General features: G+C 67.6%; 20 protein-coding genes, 1 tRNA gene and 1 pseudogene. 13 read left to right on the forward strand and 9 right to left on the reverse strand.

The genetic code is table 11. The annotated features are described in order from the left end of the window. Positions 1 to 100: 100 nt before the first annotated feature. From RBJ65_RS16165 to RBJ65_RS16175, 3 genes are read right to left on the reverse strand one after another with little or no spacing between them, the layout of a single operon-like run. Entirely contained in the window at positions 101 to 448 is a 348-nt protein-coding gene (locus tag RBJ65_RS16165) for a hypothetical protein (protein WP_306320512.1), read from the reverse strand. Then, positions 445 to 1,644 carry a WXG100 family type VII secretion target gene (locus RBJ65_RS16170; RefSeq protein ID WP_306320511.1) on the reverse strand — a complete coding sequence of 400 codons (1,200 nt, stop codon included), beginning with the start codon at positions 1,642 to 1,644 and terminating at the stop codon, positions 445 to 447. The genes RBJ65_RS16165 and RBJ65_RS16170 overlap by 4 nt, the downstream gene beginning before the upstream one ends. A 7-nt stretch (positions 1,645 to 1,651) precedes the next feature. After that, the gene (locus RBJ65_RS16175; protein ID WP_306320510.1) at positions 1,652 to 1,975 is read right to left on the reverse strand and encodes a WXG100 family type VII secretion target; all 324 of its coding nucleotides are present in this window, start codon (positions 1,973 to 1,975) and stop codon (positions 1,652 to 1,654) included. A 173-nt stretch (positions 1,976 to 2,148) separates the two neighbouring features. Here RBJ65_RS16175 and RBJ65_RS16180 point away from each other — a divergent pair. Then, positions 2,149 to 2,216, forward strand: a tRNA-Ser gene (locus RBJ65_RS16180). Here the strand turns inward: RBJ65_RS16180 and RBJ65_RS16185 are convergent. From RBJ65_RS16185 to RBJ65_RS42100, 4 genes are all read right to left on the reverse strand, one after another. After that, positions 2,178 to 4,247, reverse strand: a complete 2,070-nt coding sequence (locus RBJ65_RS16185; RefSeq protein ID WP_306332151.1) for a recombinase family protein — start codon at positions 4,245 to 4,247, stop codon at positions 2,178 to 2,180. The genes RBJ65_RS16180 and RBJ65_RS16185 overlap by 39 nt on opposite strands. Before the next feature lie 1,139 nt (positions 4,248 to 5,386). After that, positions 5,387 to 5,797, reverse strand: coding sequence for a type II toxin-antitoxin system VapC family toxin (locus RBJ65_RS16190; protein ID WP_306320509.1), 411 nt, complete (start codon positions 5,795 to 5,797; stop codon positions 5,387 to 5,389). Beyond that, positions 5,784 to 6,002, reverse strand: a complete 219-nt coding sequence (locus RBJ65_RS16195; protein ID WP_306320508.1) for a hypothetical protein — start codon at positions 6,000 to 6,002, stop codon at positions 5,784 to 5,786. The genes RBJ65_RS16190 and RBJ65_RS16195 overlap by 14 nt, the downstream gene beginning before the upstream one ends. 146 nt (positions 6,003 to 6,148) lie before the next feature. Next, positions 6,149 to 6,637 (reverse strand): ATP-binding protein, encoded by a 489-nt coding sequence (locus RBJ65_RS42100; protein ID WP_372341327.1) that lies wholly within the window; start codon positions 6,635 to 6,637, stop codon positions 6,149 to 6,151. A 215-nt stretch (positions 6,638 to 6,852) separates the two neighbouring features. Between RBJ65_RS42100 and RBJ65_RS16200 the strand changes: the two genes are divergently transcribed. The 8 genes and pseudogenes from RBJ65_RS16200 to RBJ65_RS16235 all read left to right on the forward strand — a co-directional run. Then, entirely contained in the window at positions 6,853 to 7,698 is an 846-nt protein-coding gene (locus RBJ65_RS16200) for a helix-turn-helix transcriptional regulator (protein ID WP_306320507.1), read from the forward strand. A gap of 10 nt (positions 7,699 to 7,708) precedes the next feature. Next, positions 7,709 to 7,900, forward strand: a complete 192-nt coding sequence (locus RBJ65_RS16205) for a DUF397 domain-containing protein (protein ID WP_306320506.1) — start codon at positions 7,709 to 7,711, stop codon at positions 7,898 to 7,900. Continuing rightward, a complete protein-coding gene (locus tag RBJ65_RS16210; RefSeq protein WP_306320505.1) occupies positions 7,893 to 8,129 on the forward strand; it encodes a DUF397 domain-containing protein in 237 nt (78 codons plus the stop codon). Before RBJ65_RS16205 ends, RBJ65_RS16210 begins: the two co-directional genes overlap by 8 nt. A gap of 389 nt (positions 8,130 to 8,518) precedes the next feature. After that, positions 8,519 to 8,842: a WXG100 family type VII secretion target gene (locus RBJ65_RS16215; RefSeq protein WP_306320504.1), complete on the forward strand. Its 324-nt coding sequence runs from the start codon at positions 8,519 to 8,521 to the stop codon at positions 8,840 to 8,842. Between the two features lie 8 nt (positions 8,843 to 8,850). Beyond that, on the forward strand, positions 8,851 to 10,107 hold the full coding sequence (locus RBJ65_RS16220) for a DNA/RNA non-specific endonuclease (RefSeq protein ID WP_306320503.1): 1,257 nt from the start codon (positions 8,851 to 8,853) through the stop codon (positions 10,105 to 10,107). Positions 10,108 to 10,114: 7 nt separating this feature from the next. Further along, positions 10,115 to 10,645, forward strand: coding sequence for a hypothetical protein (locus RBJ65_RS16225; RefSeq protein ID WP_306320502.1), 531 nt, complete (start codon positions 10,115 to 10,117; stop codon positions 10,643 to 10,645). A gap of 86 nt (positions 10,646 to 10,731) precedes the next feature. Then, on the forward strand, positions 10,732 to 11,226 hold the full coding sequence (locus RBJ65_RS16230) for a hypothetical protein (protein ID WP_306320501.1): 495 nt from the start codon (positions 10,732 to 10,734) through the stop codon (positions 11,224 to 11,226). Between the two features lie 241 nt (positions 11,227 to 11,467). Continuing rightward, positions 11,468 to 11,758, forward strand: a pseudogene (locus RBJ65_RS16235) (TerD family protein); the annotation flags it as partial. A 173-nt stretch (positions 11,759 to 11,931) separates the two neighbouring features. Here RBJ65_RS16235 and RBJ65_RS16240 read toward each other — a convergent pair. Beyond that, entirely contained in the window at positions 11,932 to 12,255 is a 324-nt protein-coding gene (locus RBJ65_RS16240; protein ID WP_306320500.1) for a hypothetical protein, read from the reverse strand. Further along, positions 12,252 to 13,670, reverse strand: coding sequence for a Shedu anti-phage system protein SduA domain-containing protein (locus RBJ65_RS16245; RefSeq protein ID WP_306320499.1), 1,419 nt, complete (start codon positions 13,668 to 13,670; stop codon positions 12,252 to 12,254). Before RBJ65_RS16245 ends, RBJ65_RS16240 begins: the two co-directional genes overlap by 4 nt. A gap of 414 nt (positions 13,671 to 14,084) precedes the next feature. Between RBJ65_RS16245 and RBJ65_RS16250 the strand changes: the two genes are divergently transcribed. The 4 genes from RBJ65_RS16250 to RBJ65_RS16265 all read left to right on the forward strand — a co-directional run bounded on the left by RBJ65_RS16250 (position 14,085) and on the right by RBJ65_RS16265 (position 20,391). Then, entirely contained in the window at positions 14,085 to 14,384 is a 300-nt protein-coding gene (locus tag RBJ65_RS16250) for a WXG100 family type VII secretion target (RefSeq protein ID WP_111662277.1), read from the forward strand. A 76-nt stretch (positions 14,385 to 14,460) separates the two neighbouring features. After that, a complete protein-coding gene (locus tag RBJ65_RS16255; protein WP_306320498.1) occupies positions 14,461 to 14,778 on the forward strand; it encodes a hypothetical protein in 318 nt (105 codons plus the stop codon). 32 nt (positions 14,779 to 14,810) lie between these two features. Beyond that, positions 14,811 to 15,776: a hypothetical protein gene (locus tag RBJ65_RS16260; protein ID WP_306320497.1), complete on the forward strand. Its 966-nt coding sequence runs from the start codon at positions 14,811 to 14,813 to the stop codon at positions 15,774 to 15,776. Between the two features lie 25 nt (positions 15,777 to 15,801). After that, positions 15,802 to 20,391, forward strand: a complete 4,590-nt coding sequence (locus RBJ65_RS16265) for a DUF6531 domain-containing protein (protein ID WP_306320496.1) — start codon at positions 15,802 to 15,804, stop codon at positions 20,389 to 20,391. Position 20,392: the final 1 nt, after the last annotated feature.

Raw genomic sequence — 20,392 nt, forward strand, 5'->3', positions numbered from 1 at the left:
CAGAGATCGACTGCGTGGCAATTAGCAGCATGTTGCATCTCTGGTAGTAGACCAGCGACATCGGCACTATCCCAAGCTGAGGCTGCCCCTAACCCGTTTCTTAGATCGGTAGCTGTCCCACGAGGAACTCAATCTGATCGATCTCGCGGTCGACTCCGTCTACCTGTTCAGGAGGAAGCACATCGACGCCCTGGTCCGCAGCAACAGCGAAGATGACTTCAATGCCGAAGGCTGCCGACCGGAAGTTTTCCAACCACTCCGTAGGGGCAACAGACAGTGCTGCAGCGATCGAGGACATCGCTTCGCTGCCTCGTTCGTCTATGGCGTCTGAGATCGCCATCAGATCTGCCGCCAGGGTTTGGAGCTGGATCTCGCCCCGGTCGAAGTCGTTCAATGCCTTCTCAACCAGGCGCCGCTGGTACGCCCACCACTGCACGTCGCTGTTCACTGCTTGATGATCCCTCCTGCGACGGTCACCACGCGACCTGTCTCCGTGTTCGTGATGATCGTGATCCGTTCGTCAAAGTTGTAGTGGGCCGTAGTTCCGGCGTACTTGCCGGTCACGGATTCTCCGTTCCGTACCGTGTCCTCCACCACCGTGGGCGGGATGCCCCTCGTCTGCATCTGATCCAGGGCATGGCCGGCGTAGACACGGCCTTGGATCGTCGTCGGCTCGTTGCGTGCCGTGCGCCCCTTGGACTGAGCGACTTTGACCTCGCGGTTTCCTTTGTTTCGCGTCTTGTCGCTCGCGTCCGGAGACTTGAAGCTCGTGTCCTCATTTGTGCCACGGCGTCCCACGGGGAAGCGGGCCGCAGGATCTCGAAGTACGCCCCCGCCCTCGCTGAGCAGTACGCCCGAGCCATCTGCGCCTGAGGCACCTGCCAGCCGGGGACCTGTCATGTTCAGGGCCGGGATGTCGATCGAGTTGAGGACGGTCTTGATGCCACCCGCGTTCTTGATGGCCGCAGCCGAGCTCCCGGCGCCCGCTAGAGCTCCGCCCAGGACTGCTCCACCCACGCCGGCCTCACGGGCGTGCTTGAGGCTGATGCCCTCTTGGTCGCCCGCAGCAATGTGAAGAGGCTGGGCAACAGCAAGGTCTACGGCGATGGACTCGATAGCCCCGAAGGCGACGCCGGTCATGGTTGTGCCGATGACGCCAGCAATCTCCGCGGACACGGTGACGCCGACACTCGCCGAAGCCGCGATCACACCTTCAGCAGCGGCCGATCCCGCCACGGCTCCCGCGCCGCCGGTAACGATGGCCAGCAGGATTCCCGCGCCCAATGCCGCAGCGGCAATGCCGATCTCTGTACGCAGGTGGCTGATCGCCTCATCAACGGTATCGGCGTACTTGTCGAGCGCCTTGGCGATCGAGCGAGCCGCCTCACCGAGGTCATCAAGCCAACCGGACTTCGCGCCCTTGTGGTAGCGCGCCCAGAACTCGCTGAAGGCCTCGATCGACTGGCCTTCGTTGCCATCGATGATGCTGCGGGCCGACTTGTGCGTGACCGCCGTGATCTCGTCGACCGTCTCGGCGAAAGCACGCCAAACGGAAGCGGCCTCGCGCAGCTGGTCCGAGTCGGCGTCTGGCCACCACATGCCCAGCTTCATCAGGGCATCTTTGAGTATCTCCTCGACGTCCATTAGTCGGTCAGTGCTCCTTGGTAGCGGAGTCGAAGACGTCCTTGGTCGCCAGTTCGTTCTCGTCGTGGTTGTCGGACATCGCCTTCAGTGCGTCGCCGATCGACTCCAAGCCGGTGACGAGTGTCGCGCCGGCCTCGTCGACGCCCTCCTTGGCCGGGCCATACTTGGCGTGGAAGCCATTGCCCTGCTCGTCCGCGCCCCATGGGGCTCCGAGGGCGGAGAGGCGGGATTGGAGCGTGTGCAAGGCGTCGCGCAACTGGTCGCCCTGCCGGTGGAAGACTGGTGCAGCGTCTCTGAGTTCGTCTGTGTCCACCCGCATGCGTTCGCTCACGCCACTCGCTCCCCTCAAGCCTGTTCGATCAAGGTTGCGAACGTATCGCACGGCTCTGACAGCGGGATGGTCCAACGAGCCAGTCGGCAGGCGGAGAGACACACCTCACGCCCTCGCGGGTCGAAGTTCCCGAGCAGCCAACCGAGCGCACCACAAAGCGCCAGGTCAAGAAAGCCCCACGGGCAATCACGTCCAGCGCCTTCTAAGCGCTTGGCCGCAGGTTCGAGTCCTGCCGGGGGCGCTCAAATCCTGGCTGGTCACCGTGCGCGTGGCCGGGTGACGGGATGACCGTGCGGCGGGTCAGCTCACCCAGATCGGCGGCGAACGCGGCCGGGATCGTGACCGTCAGCCAGACCTCACGCTGGAGCCGGTTGTAGCGGACCTCCAGCCGGAACGCGTCGTAGAGCTTGCGTTGAGCGGCCTCGGGCAGTTCCGCGAAGCGGGTGGTGAGGACGGGCAAGAGGTTGATCAACTCGGGGCCTGAGAGCCTTTCCCACCCCTGCCCGCCGGGCACGGAAGTCTCGGCCTGGAGCAGCGTGCCGAGCTCTGCTGTCAGGGCGCGACGTTCAGCGTCGAGCCGGTCGTAGCGCGAGCGGATGCCCTGGCGGAACGCCCTGGTGGTCTCGGGGTCGCCAACGCCGTCCTCCTCAGCGAGCTGGTCGAGCAGGGCTTCCTGTCGACGTCCCAGCACCGCGATCTGTTCACGAAGACTGGCCACACGGTCGGCAGTCTCGTCGTCCAACGACTCCGGGTGTCGCTGCGTTCCGGCTTCGGCGGCGAGCTGGGCACGGAGGTACGGCTCGCGGTCGGGGCCGAGGACACGCTCGGCGGAGAACCAGTGGACGGCGCCGAGAAGGATCTTCCCGCTGACCCAGAGGGCTTTGGGGTGCCGGTCGAACCAGTCGGCCTTGCTGCGCCGGAGTTCGTCGCGATAGCAGACGTAGTGCGCGTGCCCCTTGCTGACTTTCCCGAACATCCGGCGGTCGCACAGCGCGCAGACAACGTACGAACGCAGCGGGTAGGTACGGGTGGTGGCGGGGTGACTGTTGGGTTCGGCACCGCTGCGAGAGCCCTGACGGCCCCGATAAGCCCAGACGTCGTTGAACAACTCCCGGGTGACGAGGGGTTCGTGCACCGGCTGCGGCGACCAGACCCATTCGGATACGGGGTTGGCGCGGTTGCCGCGCTTCTTTCGCGCCCTGCGGTTCCAGACCTGGTAGCCGGTGTATTTGGGGTTGGTCAGGATGCCGCGCACGGACTGCACGGTCCAGTGGCCGACGGTGGCATCGTCCCGATTGGCGGCAGGGGGCGGGTACTTGTCCAGGTGGTGGTTGAGGCGTTCGGCGATCGCCCGGTAGCCGAGACGTTCGAGGGCTCTCATCCGGAAGATCTCAGTGACCACCGGTCCACAGACCGGATCGGGCAGGAGTCGGTGCTTGGTTCGCCCTTCGGCACGGCGGGCGGGCACGGGGTGGGGAACGCGGTCGGCAACGTAACCGTAGGGCGGCTTACCGACGTTCCAGCCCTGTTGGGTGTGCTCGATGAAGCCGTCCCAGGACAACTCCAGCATCTGCAGCACGTACCACTCGGAGACGGCCTGTTTGACCCGGCGGGTGAGGGTCGGGGTGGCGCGCTTGGCCTTGCTGTTGGTCATGATCGGTTCGTCGGCGGCGCACAGGGCGACGCCATCGCTCTCCAGCTCGAACTCGATCTTCGTACCGAAGTAGGTGCGCCGCGCCACCCGCTCGATCGACTCGCAGATCACGGCGGCGAACCGGCGGTTCGGGCTCTTGGCCTCGTCCAGGATGTCGGCGATGCCGCCGTCACGCGGAATGGGGATGTTGAAGTTCTCGTGGGCGTGGCCGCGTCCGCGGGCGGCGAGGTCCTTACGCCCGGACTCAACGTCGTAGAAGTGAGCCACGATGACCCAACCGGGCGGGAGCGCGGCGCGGGCGTTGCGGAGTTGGCGGGGCAGGGAGAGTGTCGGGTCCTGGGAATCCTCGGTGGAGGTGCGACCGAGCCACGCCACAGGCACTGCGGCCCTGGTCAGCGTTTCATCGGGCATGGGTGGGCCCCAGGGGGTGCCTGGGGGTGCGCCCTGCGTGAGCGGGGCCGGGGCGAGGGAGGATGCAGCCGACGGCGTTGGCGGCTGCGGCAGTTCGTTCATCGTGCCTTCTGTCTCTTCTCTAGCGGTGATCGGCTCCGTTGCCGTTCTCGTTCGGCTCGTTGCCGCTGCCTCTTCGCCCGCTGCGGTCCGGGGTCTCCGGTTCATCGCTCAGGGACAGGCAAGTCAGGGCGTAGCGGAGGGCTGCGGCCTGGCATCTGGCGAGCGCTTCACCGTCACCTCCTTCGACGAGGACGTACCGGACCGTCACGGTGACCGGTGCGGCTCGGCGTGCCTTCTGCACGTGGACCGGCACGGAAGCGGCTGTGTCGATATCGGTGCCGACGGATGCCGTCGACGATGGACGCTCCACACCGCGGGTGCTGTCAAGCGCGGGCACAGAGTCGCTCGGACCGTCACCGACGGGGTGGCTCTTACGCGGCACGGTCATGTGTCCGTCCGCGGCGAGGTGAACGGTGCGGGCGAGTATGAGGGCCCTCGGCGAGCGGCATACGCGATTGTTCGGGTCACACCTCTTATGGAGAAAGAAGCAGCCGATCGTGCCAAATGATCACTCGCAGTTGCGTGCCACTGGCTGCGGCGTCGGCCACAGCGGATCGGGCAAGGTTCATCCACCGATATGCAGGCTGGCCCCGATTTCCGTGGCAGATCGGCCCCTGAACAAGGAAGCAGGGGCGCCACGGGTGCTCCCCTCCAAGTGGGACACCGGACAGGACGGCCGTGATAGGAGCACCGGTAGGACGGGGCACAGGACAAGCGATCTGTCCCTCCACCTCGTTCGCAAGCTCACCTGCGGAATCCCTGGCAGCCAGGCGTCTTCGCCATCCCGTATCGGCCGGCGCGCGGCGCCGTACCGCGCACCCGAAAACTCAACGCGCCTCGGCTGGGTCTTCGAACGGATCGATCGGGAAATCCGTTCGGCGCGGGCCGATCCGCACCGGCCCGGGTCGATCTGGATCTGTCCGTACCCGCCACGGCACCGATCCGCCGCACACCGATCGCAACCACCGGAGTGACGGGCCGCACGACTATCGGCTTGATCGCCGCAGGAATCCCGATGTCGCCGACGACAGGGCCGAACCCGGCGCCCTGCTGGGTGCTGCCGCACTCACGGCCGCCAGCCCCCGCACGCGGGCCAGCACCGCCGCATGTGGCCGCCGGGTCACGCCTGTCGACAGTGCACGTCAGCCATGCGCCGACTACGCCGCTGCAACCCCACCGGCCCGATGCCGCCGCGACCTACCCACATTGGTAACTGCGGCCGAGGTCACCGCCGAGCAAGCCATTCACGGCAGCAGCGTGAACGCCGCAACATGGGACGGCTCGACCGCCCGGAAATGCCGGTGATCCAAGGTGGCCACCTCCGTCGCCTTCAAGCGCTCGGCCGTCGCAATCACCGAAGCATCCGCGATCCCCAGCGGAAAGCCCCGATAGCGGCGCATCAGCTCCACGATCCTCGCCATGTCCTCGCCGTCAGGAAACACCTGCGTCAGATCACCACCGGCCACGGACTCGATCAGGTTGATCTCCGCGTCAGCCCCGACATACTTCCCCACCAGGTAGCAGCACTCGGTCAGCACATACGGCGTGACGAGCAGCTCACCGTCGTACGACTCCAGTAGATCGGCACACCGCTCGTGATCCGGGTCGTTGCGGTTGAGGAAGGCGACCAGCGGTCCGGTATCAACGATCAGCATCGTCCTCGCCGATCTCCTCCCGGGCGATGTCCTTCGCCCGGGCTCCCAGATCGGTCGGCGGGCCGTCGAAACTCCGCAGTATCCGGAACCGGCTCGGCGAGGGCTTCACCAGACGCAGCGCATGCCGCCGTACCTCTTCGGCCTGCTCCGGCTCCAGACGGTCGATGAGCTCGTGCAGATCGCTGTAGTCATACGCCGACGTCATGGCCCTGCCCCTTCCCGCACGGAACACGTCCACGATAGCGCCGCCGACCGAGCCACTGGCTCGGCACGCAAGCCCGGACGGGGATCGCGCCGCGTCCTGCGGTCCGGCCCAGCGGCCCCTCCGGGCCGGACGCCCCTGAGCCGCGCTCACCAGCCGAGCACGGACCCACTCAAGGCACCGCCCCGTCGGTCAGCGGCCCCGCACTCGACCCACAGCAGCTTCCCGCCCTGCCCGTCCGGGAACGCGTACGCACCCCAGTCATCCGCGTAGGCCCGCACGAGAAACAGCCCACGCCCGCCTTCCGCACACGCGTCGGCATGTGGCCCACCCCGCTCGAACCCCGCGGGAATCTTCGCGTCCCCGTCCCACACCGCCACACGGACCCGCCCCGGGTCAGCAGCGCCGGGACCGAGGCGCAGGGCGTACGGACCGGTGGTGTGAAGGTGCGCATTGGTGAGCAGCTCCGAACCCAACAGCTCTGCGTCCTGAGCCAGTTCAGACCTGCCATGCGCTTCAAGGACCAGCCGGAGCAGGGCGCGAGCAATACCTGGGGCGCGGGGGTCATGAGGGAGCTGGAGGGTGTACGTGCCCGGGAACCGAGCGGGGTTGGCCGGAAGCGGGGATACGGTGGCCATGGAGTCTCCTTTTGGGAGGGCGAGTTGGAGTGTCGGCCGAGTGGATCGCGTCAGCCGGTGCCCAGTGACCAGGTCGCTCCGTCGAGCGGGATGCTTCTGGGCGAGGCGCCTGAATCGAAGGTAGCGGCATTCGGATAAACTCTTATCGATAAGAGCGGAAAACCCTTAGACGCCACCCTTGTGGGTGACCGCGTCGCCAAGGAGGCGCAGAGTCAGTGCGGAGTAACCCGACAGGGCGCCAGCTACGTCTCGGCTCCGAGCTGCGCAAACTGCGCGAGCGCGCCGGCCTGACATCCACCCAGGCCAGTCAACTGCTTGGCGTGAAGCAAAATCAGGTCAGCAACACCGAGTCGGGACGCATGGGCGTCAGCCCCGATCGCGTACGAGCTCTGGCCTGCCACTACGAGTGCGCCGACCCCACGCTGGTCGACGCGCTGGTGAACATGGCCGGCGAGCGCGTTCGCGGCTGGTGGGAGGAATACCGCGCCATACTGCCCGCCGCACTGCTCGACCTGGCCGAGGTGGAACACCACGCCCGGCGCATGCGCACGGCCATCACGGTGCACATCCCCGGGCTGCTCCAGACCGCTGAGCACGCACGCGAGGTCTTCCGCCAGGACGTTCCCGCCATCGCCCCGCCGGAGATCGAGCACCGCGTCTCGTTCCGCATCAAGCGGCAGGCGGTCCTGTTCCAGGAGGAACCAACCCCGTACCACGCGATCATCCATGAGGCCGCGCTGCGCATGCAGTTGGGCGGATCTTCCGTCGCCAAGGGGCAACTTCACCACTTGCTCGACATGAGCGAACGACCCAACGTCGTGATCCAGGCACTCCCCTTCAGCGCGGGCTCTTTCGCCGGATCCGGGCAGTCGATCTTCTACTCGCACGGCCCCGTGCCGAGCCTCGACACCGTGCACCTGGACCAGTCGCACGGGCCGGTCTTCCTGGACGCAGAAGCCCAACTGGCCAAGTACCGCGTCCTGATCGAGCGCATGGAAACCATCGCCCTGCCCGCTGCCGCCTCACGGGACTTCATCCACACCATCGCCGAGACCCTGTAAAGGACCCCAAATGCCCACGCCCGCATGGCAGAAGTCGTCCTACTGCGCGCAAGGCGACTCCTGCGTCCACGTCGCAGCCGACACCGACCGCGTCCTGCTGACCGAGTCCGCCGACCCTCGCGAAGCGATACTCACCGCCACCCCTGCAGCCTTCTCCGCACTCCTCTCCCTGATGAAGCAGAACGCCACGCGCCGTGACTGACGCTCTTCCGGCAGACATACCCGACGACCTCGCCTGGCAACGAGCCGCACCCGAAGACGCCAACGGCTCGGGCCCCTGGATCGAAATCGCCTACGGCGACAGCGAGTTGGTGTACCTGCGCGAAACCTCCGCCCCCGACACAGTCGTCACTACGACACGCACTAAATGGGACGCCTTCGCACGTGGCATCCAAGCCGGAGAGTTCGACCACTTCGTCGACGGGGTGTAGCGACCAACGCTGGATCTGCGTAACGCCCAGCCCCAGGCACTCTTCCGCCTCCCCCGCCTCGGCGTCCGTGTGGACTCCGTGACGCACGGCCGGTCAGTGGGCACCGCGCGGCAGCGTCCGGGATATCGGCGAGATCCCCGCCCGGTACGCAGTCCGCGGCTGCGAAGAGGAAGTCGGCATCGGCGCCTACGCCGACGGCAGACAGAGCAGGGTCGTAGACACATGGCAGCCGCACCGTGCGAGCCGACCGTGCCCACACTCTGCGACGACCGCGCTTGATGTGAGCCTGGGCACGTACTGATTCCTGGGCTTCCGAGGCCCGGCTGCGTGTAGGAGGCATGCGATACCGTCGCACTTTTGACCGAGTGAACTCGAGGGGAGCGAGTGGCGTGGGTGAGCACATGCGGGTGGACAGCGACGAGCTCCGAGACGCCGCACCGGTCTTTCACCGGCAAAGCGATCAGTTGCACGACGCGCTGACGACTCTGCACTCCCGCCTCGCTGCTCTCGGTGCTCCCTGGGGCGACGATGAGCAGGGCAACAAGTTCCACGCCAAGTACGGCCCGGCGAAGGAAGACGTCGATACCGCCACCAGGACCCTCGTCACGGGCATGGAATCCATCGGCGATGCCCTGAAGTCGATGGCCGAGAACCACGACGAGAACGAGTTGGCGACCAAGGACGCCTTCGACTCCGCCGCCAAGGAGCGCTGAGCCGGCCGGTGGACATCGAGGAGATACTGAAGGACGCCCTGCTCAAGCTGGGCATGTGGTGGCCCGACGCCGACGCCGACCAGCTGCGCGAGGCGGCCAACGCGTGGCGCGCCTTCGCCGAGTCGGTCGACGACGTCACGGCGGTCACGCACAAGGCGGCCCGCAGCGTCATCGACGGCAACGAAGGCCAGTCCATCGAGGCGTTCGGCGACTTCTGGGCGCGCTATCACAAGGGCGCGAAGACCGGCTGGCTCGACGACCTCGCCGAGTCGGCCCGTGCGATCGCCAAGGGGCTCGACAAGTACGCCGACACCGTTGATGAGGCGATCAGCCATCTGTGGACCGAGATCGGCATCGCAGCCGCCGCGCTCGGGGCGGGCGTGCTGCTGGCTATCGTCACCGGCGGCGCGGGCGCGGTGGCAGGCTCCGCCGCAGCCGAGGGCGTGATCGCCGCCTCCGCGAGCATCGGCGTCACCGTGTCCGCCGAAATCGCCGGCGTCATCGGCACGACCATGACCGGCGTCGCTTTCGGCGCCATCGAATCCATCGCCATCGACCTGGCCGTCGCCCAGCCTCTGCACGTCACCGCGGGCGACCAGGAGAGCATCAGCCTTGAACATGCCCAGGAAGCGGGCATGGCCGGTGCCCTCCTGGGTGGAGCCCTCGCAGGAGCGGGCAGTGGAGCTGCGGCCATCAGGAACGCGGGCGGTCTGCGAAACGTACTCGGGGACCTCACCATGCCCGGCATGCGCCTGGCCGCGGTGGGCGGCAGTGACGGTGCACTCGCCGGCAGTGTGCTGCGAAGCGAATCGAGGGGCGGGGCCGGCGGTGCTTCGGGGCGCCCGATGCGAGGCGGTTCCACCCCCTCGTACTGCAAGCCGTTGGACAGTCTGGGGCGAGCCACCGGCGTGGAGACGCGGATCACTCGCGAGATGCTCGATACAGGCACGAAGGCCTCGCGCCGAGTGCAGCCTCCGGGCTGGGAGGGTGCGGCCGCCGGACATACACGAGGGCACTTGCTGGCCCGCGCCTTGGGCGGCGACGGCCGCGCCGAGGGGAACATCGTGATCATGTACGACCGTGCCAACAACGAAGTGATGGAGCAGCTCGAGAGCCGTATCTACGACACTGTGCAGACCCACGGTCCCGTGGATTACGCCGCCACACCGGTGTACGCCCGCCCCGACGACTTGATCCCCACCGGTGTCCACATCCGAGCCACCGGCCACGGGCTCGACATCGACCAGACGATCATCAACCAGTAGGTACCCAGTGAACGATCTTGAACTGCTCGCCGCCTACCGCGCATACGGCACGACCGAACCGGTCCACAACGACTGGCGCACGGCAGAAGAGGCGCTGAAGGTCAGCATCCCGACCAGCATCAAGGCGTTCTTCGATGCCTTCGGCGGCGCGAGCTTCGACGACTTCCTTCACGTGTACCGCGCGGGCGCATCGAACCCGCACCTGGACCTGGTCACACAAACCCTTCAGGCACGCGACACCATGCGAAAGACGCGTCCCCACATCCAGCACCTGCTTGAGGAACGCGGCTCCTCGCCGGACCAGCTCATCCGCTGGGCCGGCACCGACAACGCGGACCTGTGCTTTCTCGTCCCTCAGCCCGCCCCGCAGGACTGGGCTGTGCTCACCGTGGTCGGACGTGGCCCGGAGTACGACCTGTACGACGGTCCCGTTGAGGGTTACTTGCTGCGCGTCATGCGCGGCGAACTCCTCAGTGACGTCTTTCCCGAGGACTTCCCTGATGAGGAGCCTGGCTACGTACCCAACCCAACGGCATAACGGCAGAAGCAAGGCTTCGGCTGAACCGGGCTGAAGTCCCCGATGTCCCCGATGAACGTAAGACTTCCGCACCGAGCGAGGGGCACATGAGCGTCCATCGACCTCCGCCCACGGAGTTCGTCATCGACCCACCGAATGGTGTCGCCCCGCTCCAGATCGGCATGACCTACAAGCAAGCCCTGGAAGCCGTAACCGCTTGGGGCACACCACGCGTCTCCGGGTCTTTCGCCCACACCTCCACGGTGAAGATCCGGGTAGACCACCACAGCATGGACGTCGTCGCCCTACTCGAAGACGGAAAGACCGTAACGGCTATCGAGCTATGGCGTTTCGAGAAGGATCCTGCGGGGGTGCGGGTCCTCCTCGACGACATCGACGTGTTCCGCACCCCGGCCCGAGAAGTCCTGCGCCAGCAAGCCGAGCGAGGCCGTACGGTCGACGAGTCCGTCCCCGAGAGCCCAGAAATCCCGGGCGTAACCCTGGCTTTCACCCGCGAAACCGGACAGGACGTCCCCCGCGAGGCCGACGGCCTCCCCCTGTACTTCACATCCGTCCTGGTCGCCGACACGGACTACTTCTAGGACCGCCGAACTCATCATGACGTGGGAGGACCGGCACACTGGGTCGAGCTAACGGAACCACTGCGGTCGGCCGTGCCTCTGCCTGGCTCAAAGCCGGTCCCTGAACACCTGACGCCAGGCCTCACCTCGTCGACCATGGAGACGATGGAAGCGGCGTTCATCCCGCCTCGGGTCAGTTACCGGTCGGCACCTCAAGATCGTAGATGAGCGCGTACACGATGTCCCTGGCCTGGCGTAGGCCCTCGCCGCCCTGCCTCCGTCCTCGCACCGGGTGGTGATCGCCGCGGCCATCGACGGCAATCCGTCTTTCGGCGACGTCGGCGCCGTCCAAGTCGCCGCGGCACCCGGCAACAGCGCCGCCCCGCTGACGCACGCGACGTTGGACGCCGCCACCAGCGAACGTACGCTGCTCCTCGCCGAGCTCTACCGCCGTGGCCCGCTCTGGCGGTTCCGCGCTGTCGGGCAGGGATACGACCACGGGCTGGATGTCCTCGCACGCGGTTACGGAGTCGACATCACCGACTGCCCCTGACTCGAATCCGGGCAATCGCGTGAGCGGGCCAGAATTCCCTACCCCATGTGCCGCAGTACGGATTCCTCCGAGCCGAAGTGCTTGTGCTGGCCGCCCGGTGGGCCATCGGTCCGGCGAACCTCGTCGGTGGCTGCCGAACGATCCGTTGATCGAACGTCTGAGGGCCGAATGTCTCAGGCGCGTCCGGGGCGTAGGTGGCGTGAGGCTGCGAGGCAGGAGGACAGCCACGTCGCCTCGGAGCGGTCGATGATCAGGTCCGCCACGGTGATCACCCCTTCGACGGGGCCGTCGAGCCGTAGGGAATGGTCGCCGACCTGGAACATCTCCCAGTCCGCGTCGCTGTGCCAGAGCTGGGCCTTCTTGTCGCCCCGGCGCTGGGCAAAGACGAGTTCCTCGCCGTGCTCGTTCATGAAGTAGCCGACGTAGTCCTCGCCACTGATGTCGCCACCGCAGAGTTTCGCCAGGAGCGGCTGGATCGCGGGAGGGGCGTCTTTCATGGTGTGTGTCCTTCGGGTTGGCCGGAGTTCCGCTCGGCCGACGAGAGCGCCAGCATCCGTTCCGCAGACTCAAGCAAGGTCTCGTAGGTGATCACTTCTATGCGTGACATGTGCGTGTTGTAGGTCCGTAGCGTGTCCGCGATCTGGTCGGGGTGGATCTTCTCGTTCGCGTACTGCGGGTGCCCGATCACGACAGTCGCTGAGGCTCTGCGCGTGTCGACTCCGTACTGGGAGAGGATGGCGTCACGCCGTTCGTCCAGGGTCCGCAGGTAGTTCTGTGTCTGTGAGACCGCGTGGTGGACCGGGGCGCCCAGCATGAGTTGACCGCTGGGCCGGATGACCAGTTTGTCGATGTTGGCGCGCTTGAGCTCCACCACGTGCAAGGAGCCGTCCCCTCGCAGCAGTGGAATGTCGAGAATGGTGTCCGGGGTGTATTGACGGCGGGCCAGCTCGGCCACGAAGACACCGCCAAAGATCCACTCCTGGTTCTTGAGGCAGGCGTGCAGGGCACTCTCGGAACTCTCGGGGCAGTTCACCGCATCGCGCAGAGAGGCGAGGCCCGCCCGCCTGGCCCGTAGCTCCAGCAACTGGGCCAGTATTCCGGCATCCGCGTCCTCCAGGAACTCGCTCAGCATCCGGGCGGTCTCGGCGGAGGCCGGCCGGGGCAGGTCCCGCAGGATCAGTTCCATGTGCCCGAATTCTTCCAGGCGCTTGAGATACTTGGCGGGCAGTCGAATTCCGCCCTCGTTGTCTCCGATGCCCAGATGGCCGGTGGAGCGGGCGATGCCGCGGAAGAGAGCGAGGGCGTCGGTGACACTCGCGGCAGGATTCTCGGCGCGCAGTGCTTCCAGGGCGGACACGGCTCGATCGGCGCCCAAGGCGGCCATGCGCCGCATGAACTCCTCGCTACGTTGCCGCGCTTCGGCGTCATAGTAGTTCTCGATCGTGTTGAGGAAGAGTTTGCCGCCCGCATAGCCGGCGAACCTCTGGAAGCGTTGGGCCAGCTCCAACTCCTCGTGGAGGAAGCAGGCTTGGGCCACATCCTCCAAGGCGTCCACCAGTGGCCGCCCTTTGCCGTACGTTCCGCCGAAGCCGTCGCCGATGATGCTCAGCGCCGCGTCGATCCGTTCATGCACGGCGGCGTACTCGGTGAGTTTTCGTGCTTCTTCGACCATGAGCCTGAGCGAATAGCTGGACCGGAATGTCGCCATGCCGGAACTGTAGAAGTCGGCACTGACAACGTCGGTGCCCACACCGTGGGCGCGGGTGCCGAAGAGCCGGAGCCAGATGCGGGGTAGACGGGCGCCGAGGGTCCAGCCCGCCTCGGCCAGGACCGCGAGGGAGCCGACGGCGACGGCCGTCCAGCGCCAGCTGGCGTGTGCGTCGCCGGTGGGTGGGGCGAGGACCAGGGCCACGCCGAGGCCCAGGGCGACCAGGCCCGAGGTGTAACTGACGTCGGCCAGCGCCGTGGTGGTGTTCCACGTCGGTCATCGAGTAGAGGTAAGGCTGCGCGCGCGGGACGAGCAGGGTGGGGCCTGGTCGGCGGGGCTTGTTCGTGGCGGCCGGGACGGACCCGGTCATACCTGCGTCGCCGCCGGCCGGCGGGGGCCCGCGGCCGTCCCCCGGGAAACGAAGGCGTCGCAGGTGCGGCTGTGGGCGATTCTGGGCGTGCCCGGTGGGGAAATGGGCCGCTCCGGTTTCGTCACCGTTCCGCAACAGCCCCCGCCCACCCGTGAACCGCCTCGTCAGACGCCCCGTAGACCCCACTGTGCGCGGATCTACGACCGCGGGCGAATCGAGACGAGTCGAGTACGAGAGAAGGACGCGAGATGGCCGGCGGCAACATTCAGATCAGCCCGGACGAGATGCGTGAGGCGTCCACCTGGCTGCAGAACCAGAAGGAACTCATGCAGCAGAGCCTGCACGAGGCCAACACCAAGATGGACGAGATGGTCGAGGCGGCCTACGCGACGCCCGGCTCGGAGAGCAAGTTCCGCCCGTACTGGGAGGAGTACAAGAACGGCACCGAGAAGGCCATCGAGGGGCTTCAGGGTGTCAGTGAGTTCATCAAGCAGGTCGCGGACGCGTTCGTCGACACCGACGACCAGACCGCCGGCTCCATCGGCTGAAGCTCCCCCGCATCGCCCGGCCCCGCCCTCCCTGTGAGTGCGGGGCCGGGCGGCTGGGGCAGGAGAGGGGACACCGATGGGCAACATCAGCGTGCCTGTGCAGGACCTGAAGGACACCGTCAAGGAACTCCAGAACATCGGGGATCTGATCGGGGACTCCGCGACGCTCTATCACGTCGCCGGTGACTCGGGGGACTTCAAGAGCGTCGCTGGTGACAGCACGCTCGCCGATGCGCTCGACGCGTTCGACAAGGCGTGGGTGGCGGGTCACGAGCGGGTTCACGACAACGTGAAGACGTTCGCCGACAACACGGACACGATCGCCGAGAACTTCACGCAGACCGACGACGAGACCATCAAGTCGCTCGACGAAGAAGACAAGAAGGACGCGTGACACAAGCACGTCCCGCGGAAGGGAAGAGCGCCATGTCGGAACCGACCACGGAGCAGCCGACGGCGGCCGAACCGGCCACGGAGCAGCCGACGGCGGCCGAACCGGCCATGGAACGGCCGGCGGCGACCCCGCCCGCGGAATCGCACTCGTCCACGGACTCGACCACGACCACGGACTCATCTCCGTCCACGGACTCGACCACGACCGCGGACTCATCCACGACCGCGGACTCATCCACGACCACGGACTCATCCACGACCGCGGACTCGGCCCCACCCGCTGCCCCGCCCCCGCCCGCGGAGTACAGCCTGCGGTTCCCCGACTCGTGGTGGCAGCTCGACCTCGACCCGAGCACGCGGGACGCGTCGATCCGGCGCCGTATCGAGGCCCAGGTGGAGCAGGCCCCGCAGCTGACCCGCGAGCAGGTCGACGGGCTGGTCCGCAGTACGCGGCGGATCGCCCGCGAGGCGCACGCGAGGGGCGCGCTGCGGGCGTCGGGCATGGTGCGGATCCTGCGCGCGGGCAGCGGCCCGCTGGTGCTCAGCGCCACCACCGCGGTGCTGCGGATCACCGTGCCGGAGGGCGAGTCGGAGGACCTGGCGGACCTCGTCATGGCCGCCGGCGTGCAGCTCGGCACCGACGCGGAGAGCAGTGGACTGCCGCCCGGCGAGGTGGAGCTGGTGGAGCTGCCGCACGTCGGTCCTGCCGGGCGGATCTCCCGCATCGAGGACGTCGAGTACCAGGGGACGCGGGTGCCCACCGCGGTCCGGCACACCCTGGTCCCGGTGCCGAACAGCCACGACTATCTGGTGCTCGCCAGCTCCACCCCCAACGTGGATCTGGCGGAGCAGTTCTACGAGGTCTTCGACGCGATCGCGGAGTCGCTGCGTTTCGGTGACGCTGACGCGTCCGGTACGGACGGTACTGGCGGTACGGGCGGTTCGAGCGCGGGTGGCGGCGGCGAGAGCTCCAAGGGCTCGGCACAGCAAGGGAATTGAGGTTACGTCGATGGCTCGGCCTGCGGTGTCCGATTGGGAAGACGTCTTCGGGTTCTCGGACGACCCGACCCCCGGCGATGCGGACATGCTCGGCGATCTCGCCCGGCAGTACCGTTCCGTCTCCGACAACGCGGGCGACGCCCTGCCTCTCGTATCCGGTCTGGAGAACGACCAGGTCGGCGAGGGCAAGACGATGGACAAGCTTCGCGAGAAGCTGGGCGATCTGGCCGAGCAGGTGCGCAAGCTGCACGACTCGTACGATCAGGCGGCCGGTGCGCTCGATGTGTACGTGCACTCCCTGCGGGATCAGCAGCGCAACGCCGACAACGCGCTGGAGAAGGGGCGCGAGGCCAAGGCGCGGCTCGATTCGGCCACCGATGTGGTGAGCGCGCTCACCGCCGACATCAGCCACCTCGACGGCCAGAAGCATCCGCCGGACGACAAGGAGGCGCGGGCCAGTACGCGGCGTGCCCTGGACGAGGCGCACAGCAAGCAGTCCTCGGCGCAGGCGCAGGCCGACGACGCGCAGGCCGATCTGGACGCGGCCCGGATGCTCGCCGAGGACGCCCGGCAGGTGCGTGAGGACGACGCGTCCGTAGCGGCGCAGAAGCTGGACGACGCCCGCGGTGACTCCGTCGAGGGATACAGCCTCTGGGACAAGATCAAGAAGGCGTTCAGTCAGGCCCTCGGCATCATCAGTGCCGTACTGGGAGTCATCGCCCTCCTCGTGCCCGGCCTCCAGGGCCTCGGTATCGCCCTCACCATCGGGGCCGTCGTCGCCGGCGCCGCGTCGCTCGGCATCAATATCTCGATCATGGCCGAGACCGGCGACTGGGACATCGGCGAGATCGTCCTCGGGGTCGTCGGCATGGTCGCGGGCGGTGGCGCGCTGCTCAAGGGGCTCGGGAGCGTCGGCTCGGCCCTGAAGGGCATGGCGCGCAACGGGCTGAACAAGATCGGCTCGGCCTTCCGCATCAACGGCCGCGGCGGGGGCATCAAGAAGTGTGCGACCGACCCGGTGGACGTGGCCACCGGCGAGATGCTGCTGCCGCAGACCGACCTGGAGCTGGACGGGGTGCTGCCGCTGCGGCTGACCCGGACGTTTCTGTCGACGTACCGCTACGGGCAGTTCTTCGGGCCGTCCTGGGCCTCCACGCTGGACGAGCGTCTCGAAGTCGACGGCCGGGGGCGGGCGTTCTGGGCGCGTGAGGACGGGTCGATCCTGAGCTACCCGCGGCTCCCCGAGGCCGGCCCGGCAAACGACCTGGTGTGGCCCGAAGAGGGGGCGCGCCTGCCGCTGGCCGCCGAAGAGACGGCCGAGGGCGAGGTCGCCTACTCGGTCGCCGATCCGCACACCGGCATCGTCCACCACTTCACGGACCGCGCCACGGACGGCGCCGACGGCGGCACCCGCGTGCACTGGCTGGTCCGGTGGCACGACCGGAACGACAACGAGGTGCGCATCGAGCGGGAGGAGGACGGATCGCCGACGGCGATGGTCCACTCCGGCGGCTACCGCGTGGAAGTGAATTGTCTCCTCGGGATGCTCGTTGACGTGGCGCTCGCCACGCCCGAAGGACCCGTCGAGGTGATGTCCTACCGGCACGACGCGGACGGCAACCTCAGCCATGTCGTCAACTCCAGTGGCAAGGCGCTGGTGTTCGACTACGACGAGCGGCACCGCATCACCGCCTGGACCGACCGCAACGACTCCACCTACCGCTACGTCTACGACGACGCGCATCGCGTCACCGAGACCATCGGTCCTGAGGGGTACCTCTCCTCGCAGTGGTCCTACGACCCCGTCGAGCAGCGCAACCACTACACCGACGCGTGCGGCGCCACGACCGTCTACCAGCTGAACGACCTGTATCAAGTCGTCGGCGAGACCGACCCGTTGGGCAACACCACCGCGTCCGAGTGGGACCGCTGGGACAACCTCATCGCCGAGACCGACGCCCTCGGTAACACGATCCGGTACGAGTACGACCGGGCCCACAACCCCACCGTCATCGAACTCCCCGACGGCAGCCGGTCCACGGCGACGTACAACGCGCTGAACCTCCCCGTCACGATGACGGACCACGCCGGAGTGGTCTGGCACCAGGAGTTCGACGAGCGGGGCAATCTGACCGCCGTCACGGCACCGGGCGGCGCCACGAACCGGTTCACCCACCACGCGGGCGGCGCGGTCGCCTCGGCGGTCGACCCGGTCGGCGCGGAGGCCTCGTACGAGGTGGACGGCGTGGGCCTTCCCGTCGTCATCGGCAACCCGGCCGGGGAGCGGTCGACGATCGAGCGCGACGCGTTCGGCCGGCCCACCGTCGTCACCGACCCGGCGGGCGCGATCACCCGCGCGGCCTGGACCGTCGAGGGCCTGTTGGCGGAGCAGACCGCGCCCGACGGCCGGGTCGAGCGGATGACCTGGGACGGCGAGGGCAACTGCCGCGCCTCCACCGACGCCGCGGGCGGCACCACCCGTCACGAGTACACCCACTTCGACCTGCTGTCGGCCCGGACCACTCCGGACGGTGTCCGCCACACCTTCGCCTACGACCCCGAACTCCGCCTCACCCGGGTCACCAACCCGCAGGGTCTCACCTGGGACTACACCTACGACCGCGCAGGCAACCTGATAGCGGAGTCCGACTTCGACGACCGTGAAGTCCGTTACGAACACGACGCGTTGGGGCGGGTCGTCGCCCACACCACGCCGCTGGGAGCGGAGATCACCTTCCGGTACAACTCCGTCGGTGAGCTGGTGGAGAAGAACGTGGCGGGGGCAGTCACCTCGTACGCTTACGACGCGGCCGGGGCACTCGTCCGGGCGGTCTCCCCCACCTCGACGCTGGAGCTGGAGCGGGACGCCCTCGGCCGGATCGTGGCCGAGACCGTCGACGGACGGACCACCCGCTTCACCTACGACGTGCTCGGCCGGCGCACCTCCCGCACCACCCCGACCGGCGCCGTCAGCGAGCTGGGCTACGACGGGCGCGGGAACCGCGACGCCCTCATCTCCGCAGGCCACCGCCTCGACTTCACCCATGACGTCGTGGGGCGGGAACTCGCCCGCGTATGGGGCGCGTCGACCTCCCGTGAAAGCGCGGCCTCCCGGGAGAGCGCGGGCTCCGGGGTGAGCGCGACGACCGCTTGGGACGCGGCCGGGCGCCCGGTCTCCCGCTCCCTCGTCGCACCGGGGCGCACCCTGCGCGAGCGGTCCTACACCTACCGGGCCGACAACCACCTGACCGGCGTCGCGGATCGTGCGACGGGCAAGCGCCAGGACATCGAACTCGACCCGGTCGGACGCCCGTTGTCGGTCACCGCCGACGGCTGGACCGAGTCCTACGCGTACGACCGGGCAGGCAATCAGACGGCGGCCGACTGGCCCGCGAACGCGCCCGGCGCCGAGGCCCGCGGCGAACGCACCTACACCGGAACCCGTATCCAGGGAGCGGGTTCGGTCCGCTACGAGCACGACGCCGCGGGCCGCATGGTGCTCCGCCAGAAGCGCCGGCTTTCGAGAAAGCCCGACACCTGGCGCTACGAGTGGGACGCCGAGGACCGCCTCACCGCCTGCGTCACCCCCGACGGCGTCCAGTGGCGCTACACGTACGACCCGATGGGGCGCCGCACCGCGAAGTACCGCATGGCCGATGACGGCGTGACCGCCGTCGAGACCGTGCTGTTCACCTGGGACGACGCCAACCTCGCCGAGCAGACCGACACCACCACCGGCGTCACCCTCACCTGGGACCACGACGGCCACCGGCCGCTCACCCAGCTGGAGCGCAAGCCGCGGGGGCAGGGCGAGTACGATGCGCGCTTCTTCGCCATCGTCACCGATCTCGTCGGCGCCCCCACCGAACTCGTCGACGAACAGGGCGACATCGCCTGGCGCTCCCGCACCACCATGTGGGGCACCACCGCGCACAGCCGCGATGCCACGGCGGTGACACCCTTGCGTTTCCCGGGTCAGTACGAGGACCGCGAAACCGGCCTGTACTACAACTACTTCCGGCATTACGACCCGGAGAGCGGCCGGTACACGACGCAGGACCCCCTGGGGCTCGCGCCCGCCCCCAACCCGGTGGCGTACGTCGACAATCCGCAGTCCTTCAGCGACCCGCTGGGTCTGGTCCCCTGCAACGAGGCGGACCCCACCTGGGGCGGGAAGGTCAGGTTCTCGAGCGACCGCCTCAAGCGCCCCGGGAAAATGTCCTCCAAGCTCGACCCGGGCATGACGGGCGGCAGGACCAAGGCGAGGCCCACTACCGAGCCGCCGGGTTGGCCGGGGGGAAAGACCCCCGACCCGATGAACCGCGGCCATCTGCTCGGCGCCCAGATCGGCGGCTCGAACAAGCACCCGCTGAATTTCGTCACCATGCACCGCAATACGAACGCGCCGGTTCATGTGCACTACGAGAATGCAATTCGCAAGGCTCTTGATTCCGGAGAGGACATCAAGTACAACGTGACGCCCATTTACAAGGGGAAGAACCCCATCCCGACCCACTTGAAGCTGGACGCCTCGGGGACCAACGGGTTCAAGTTCACTCACCACAAGACCGGCCAGCTCATCAACCAGGTGGTGTTCCCCAACAAACCGAAGTAAT

Source organism: Streptomyces sp. KL109B, assembly GCF_030766935.1.
Taxonomy (GTDB): Bacteria; Actinomycetota; Actinomycetes; order Streptomycetales; family Streptomycetaceae; genus Streptomyces.

Bases quoted from the DNA above. Each gene is read 5' to 3' on its own strand.
- RBJ65_RS16170 (WP_306320511.1), bottom strand. From the start codon at position 1,644: ATGGACGTCGAGGAGATACTCAAAGATGCCCTGATGAAGCTGGGCATG.
- RBJ65_RS16185 (WP_306332151.1), bottom strand. From the start codon at position 4,247: ATGAACCGGAGACCCCGGACCGCAGCGGGCGAAGAGGCAGCGGCAACG.
- RBJ65_RS16190 (WP_306320509.1), bottom strand. From the start codon at position 5,797: ATGCTGATCGTTGATACCGGACCGCTGGTCGCCTTCCTCAACCGCAAC.
- RBJ65_RS16195 (WP_306320508.1), bottom strand. From the start codon at position 6,002: ATGACGTCGGCGTATGACTACAGCGATCTGCACGAGCTCATCGACCGT.
- RBJ65_RS42100 (WP_372341327.1), bottom strand. From the start codon at position 6,637: ATGGCCACCGTATCCCCGCTTCCGGCCAACCCCGCTCGGTTCCCGGGC.
- RBJ65_RS16205 (WP_306320506.1), top strand. From the start codon at position 7,709: ATGCCCACGCCCGCATGGCAGAAGTCGTCCTACTGCGCGCAAGGCGAC.
- RBJ65_RS16230 (WP_306320501.1), top strand. From the start codon at position 10,732: ATGAGCGTCCATCGACCTCCGCCCACGGAGTTCGTCATCGACCCACCG.
- RBJ65_RS16240 (WP_306320500.1), bottom strand. From the start codon at position 12,255: ATGAAAGACGCCCCTCCCGCGATCCAGCCGCTCCTGGCGAAACTCTGC.
- RBJ65_RS16250 (WP_111662277.1), top strand. From the start codon at position 14,085: ATGGCCGGCGGCAACATTCAGATCAGCCCGGACGAGATGCGTGAGGCG.
- RBJ65_RS16255 (WP_306320498.1), top strand. From the start codon at position 14,461: ATGGGCAACATCAGCGTGCCTGTGCAGGACCTGAAGGACACCGTCAAG.
- RBJ65_RS16260 (WP_306320497.1), top strand. From the start codon at position 14,811: ATGTCGGAACCGACCACGGAGCAGCCGACGGCGGCCGAACCGGCCACG.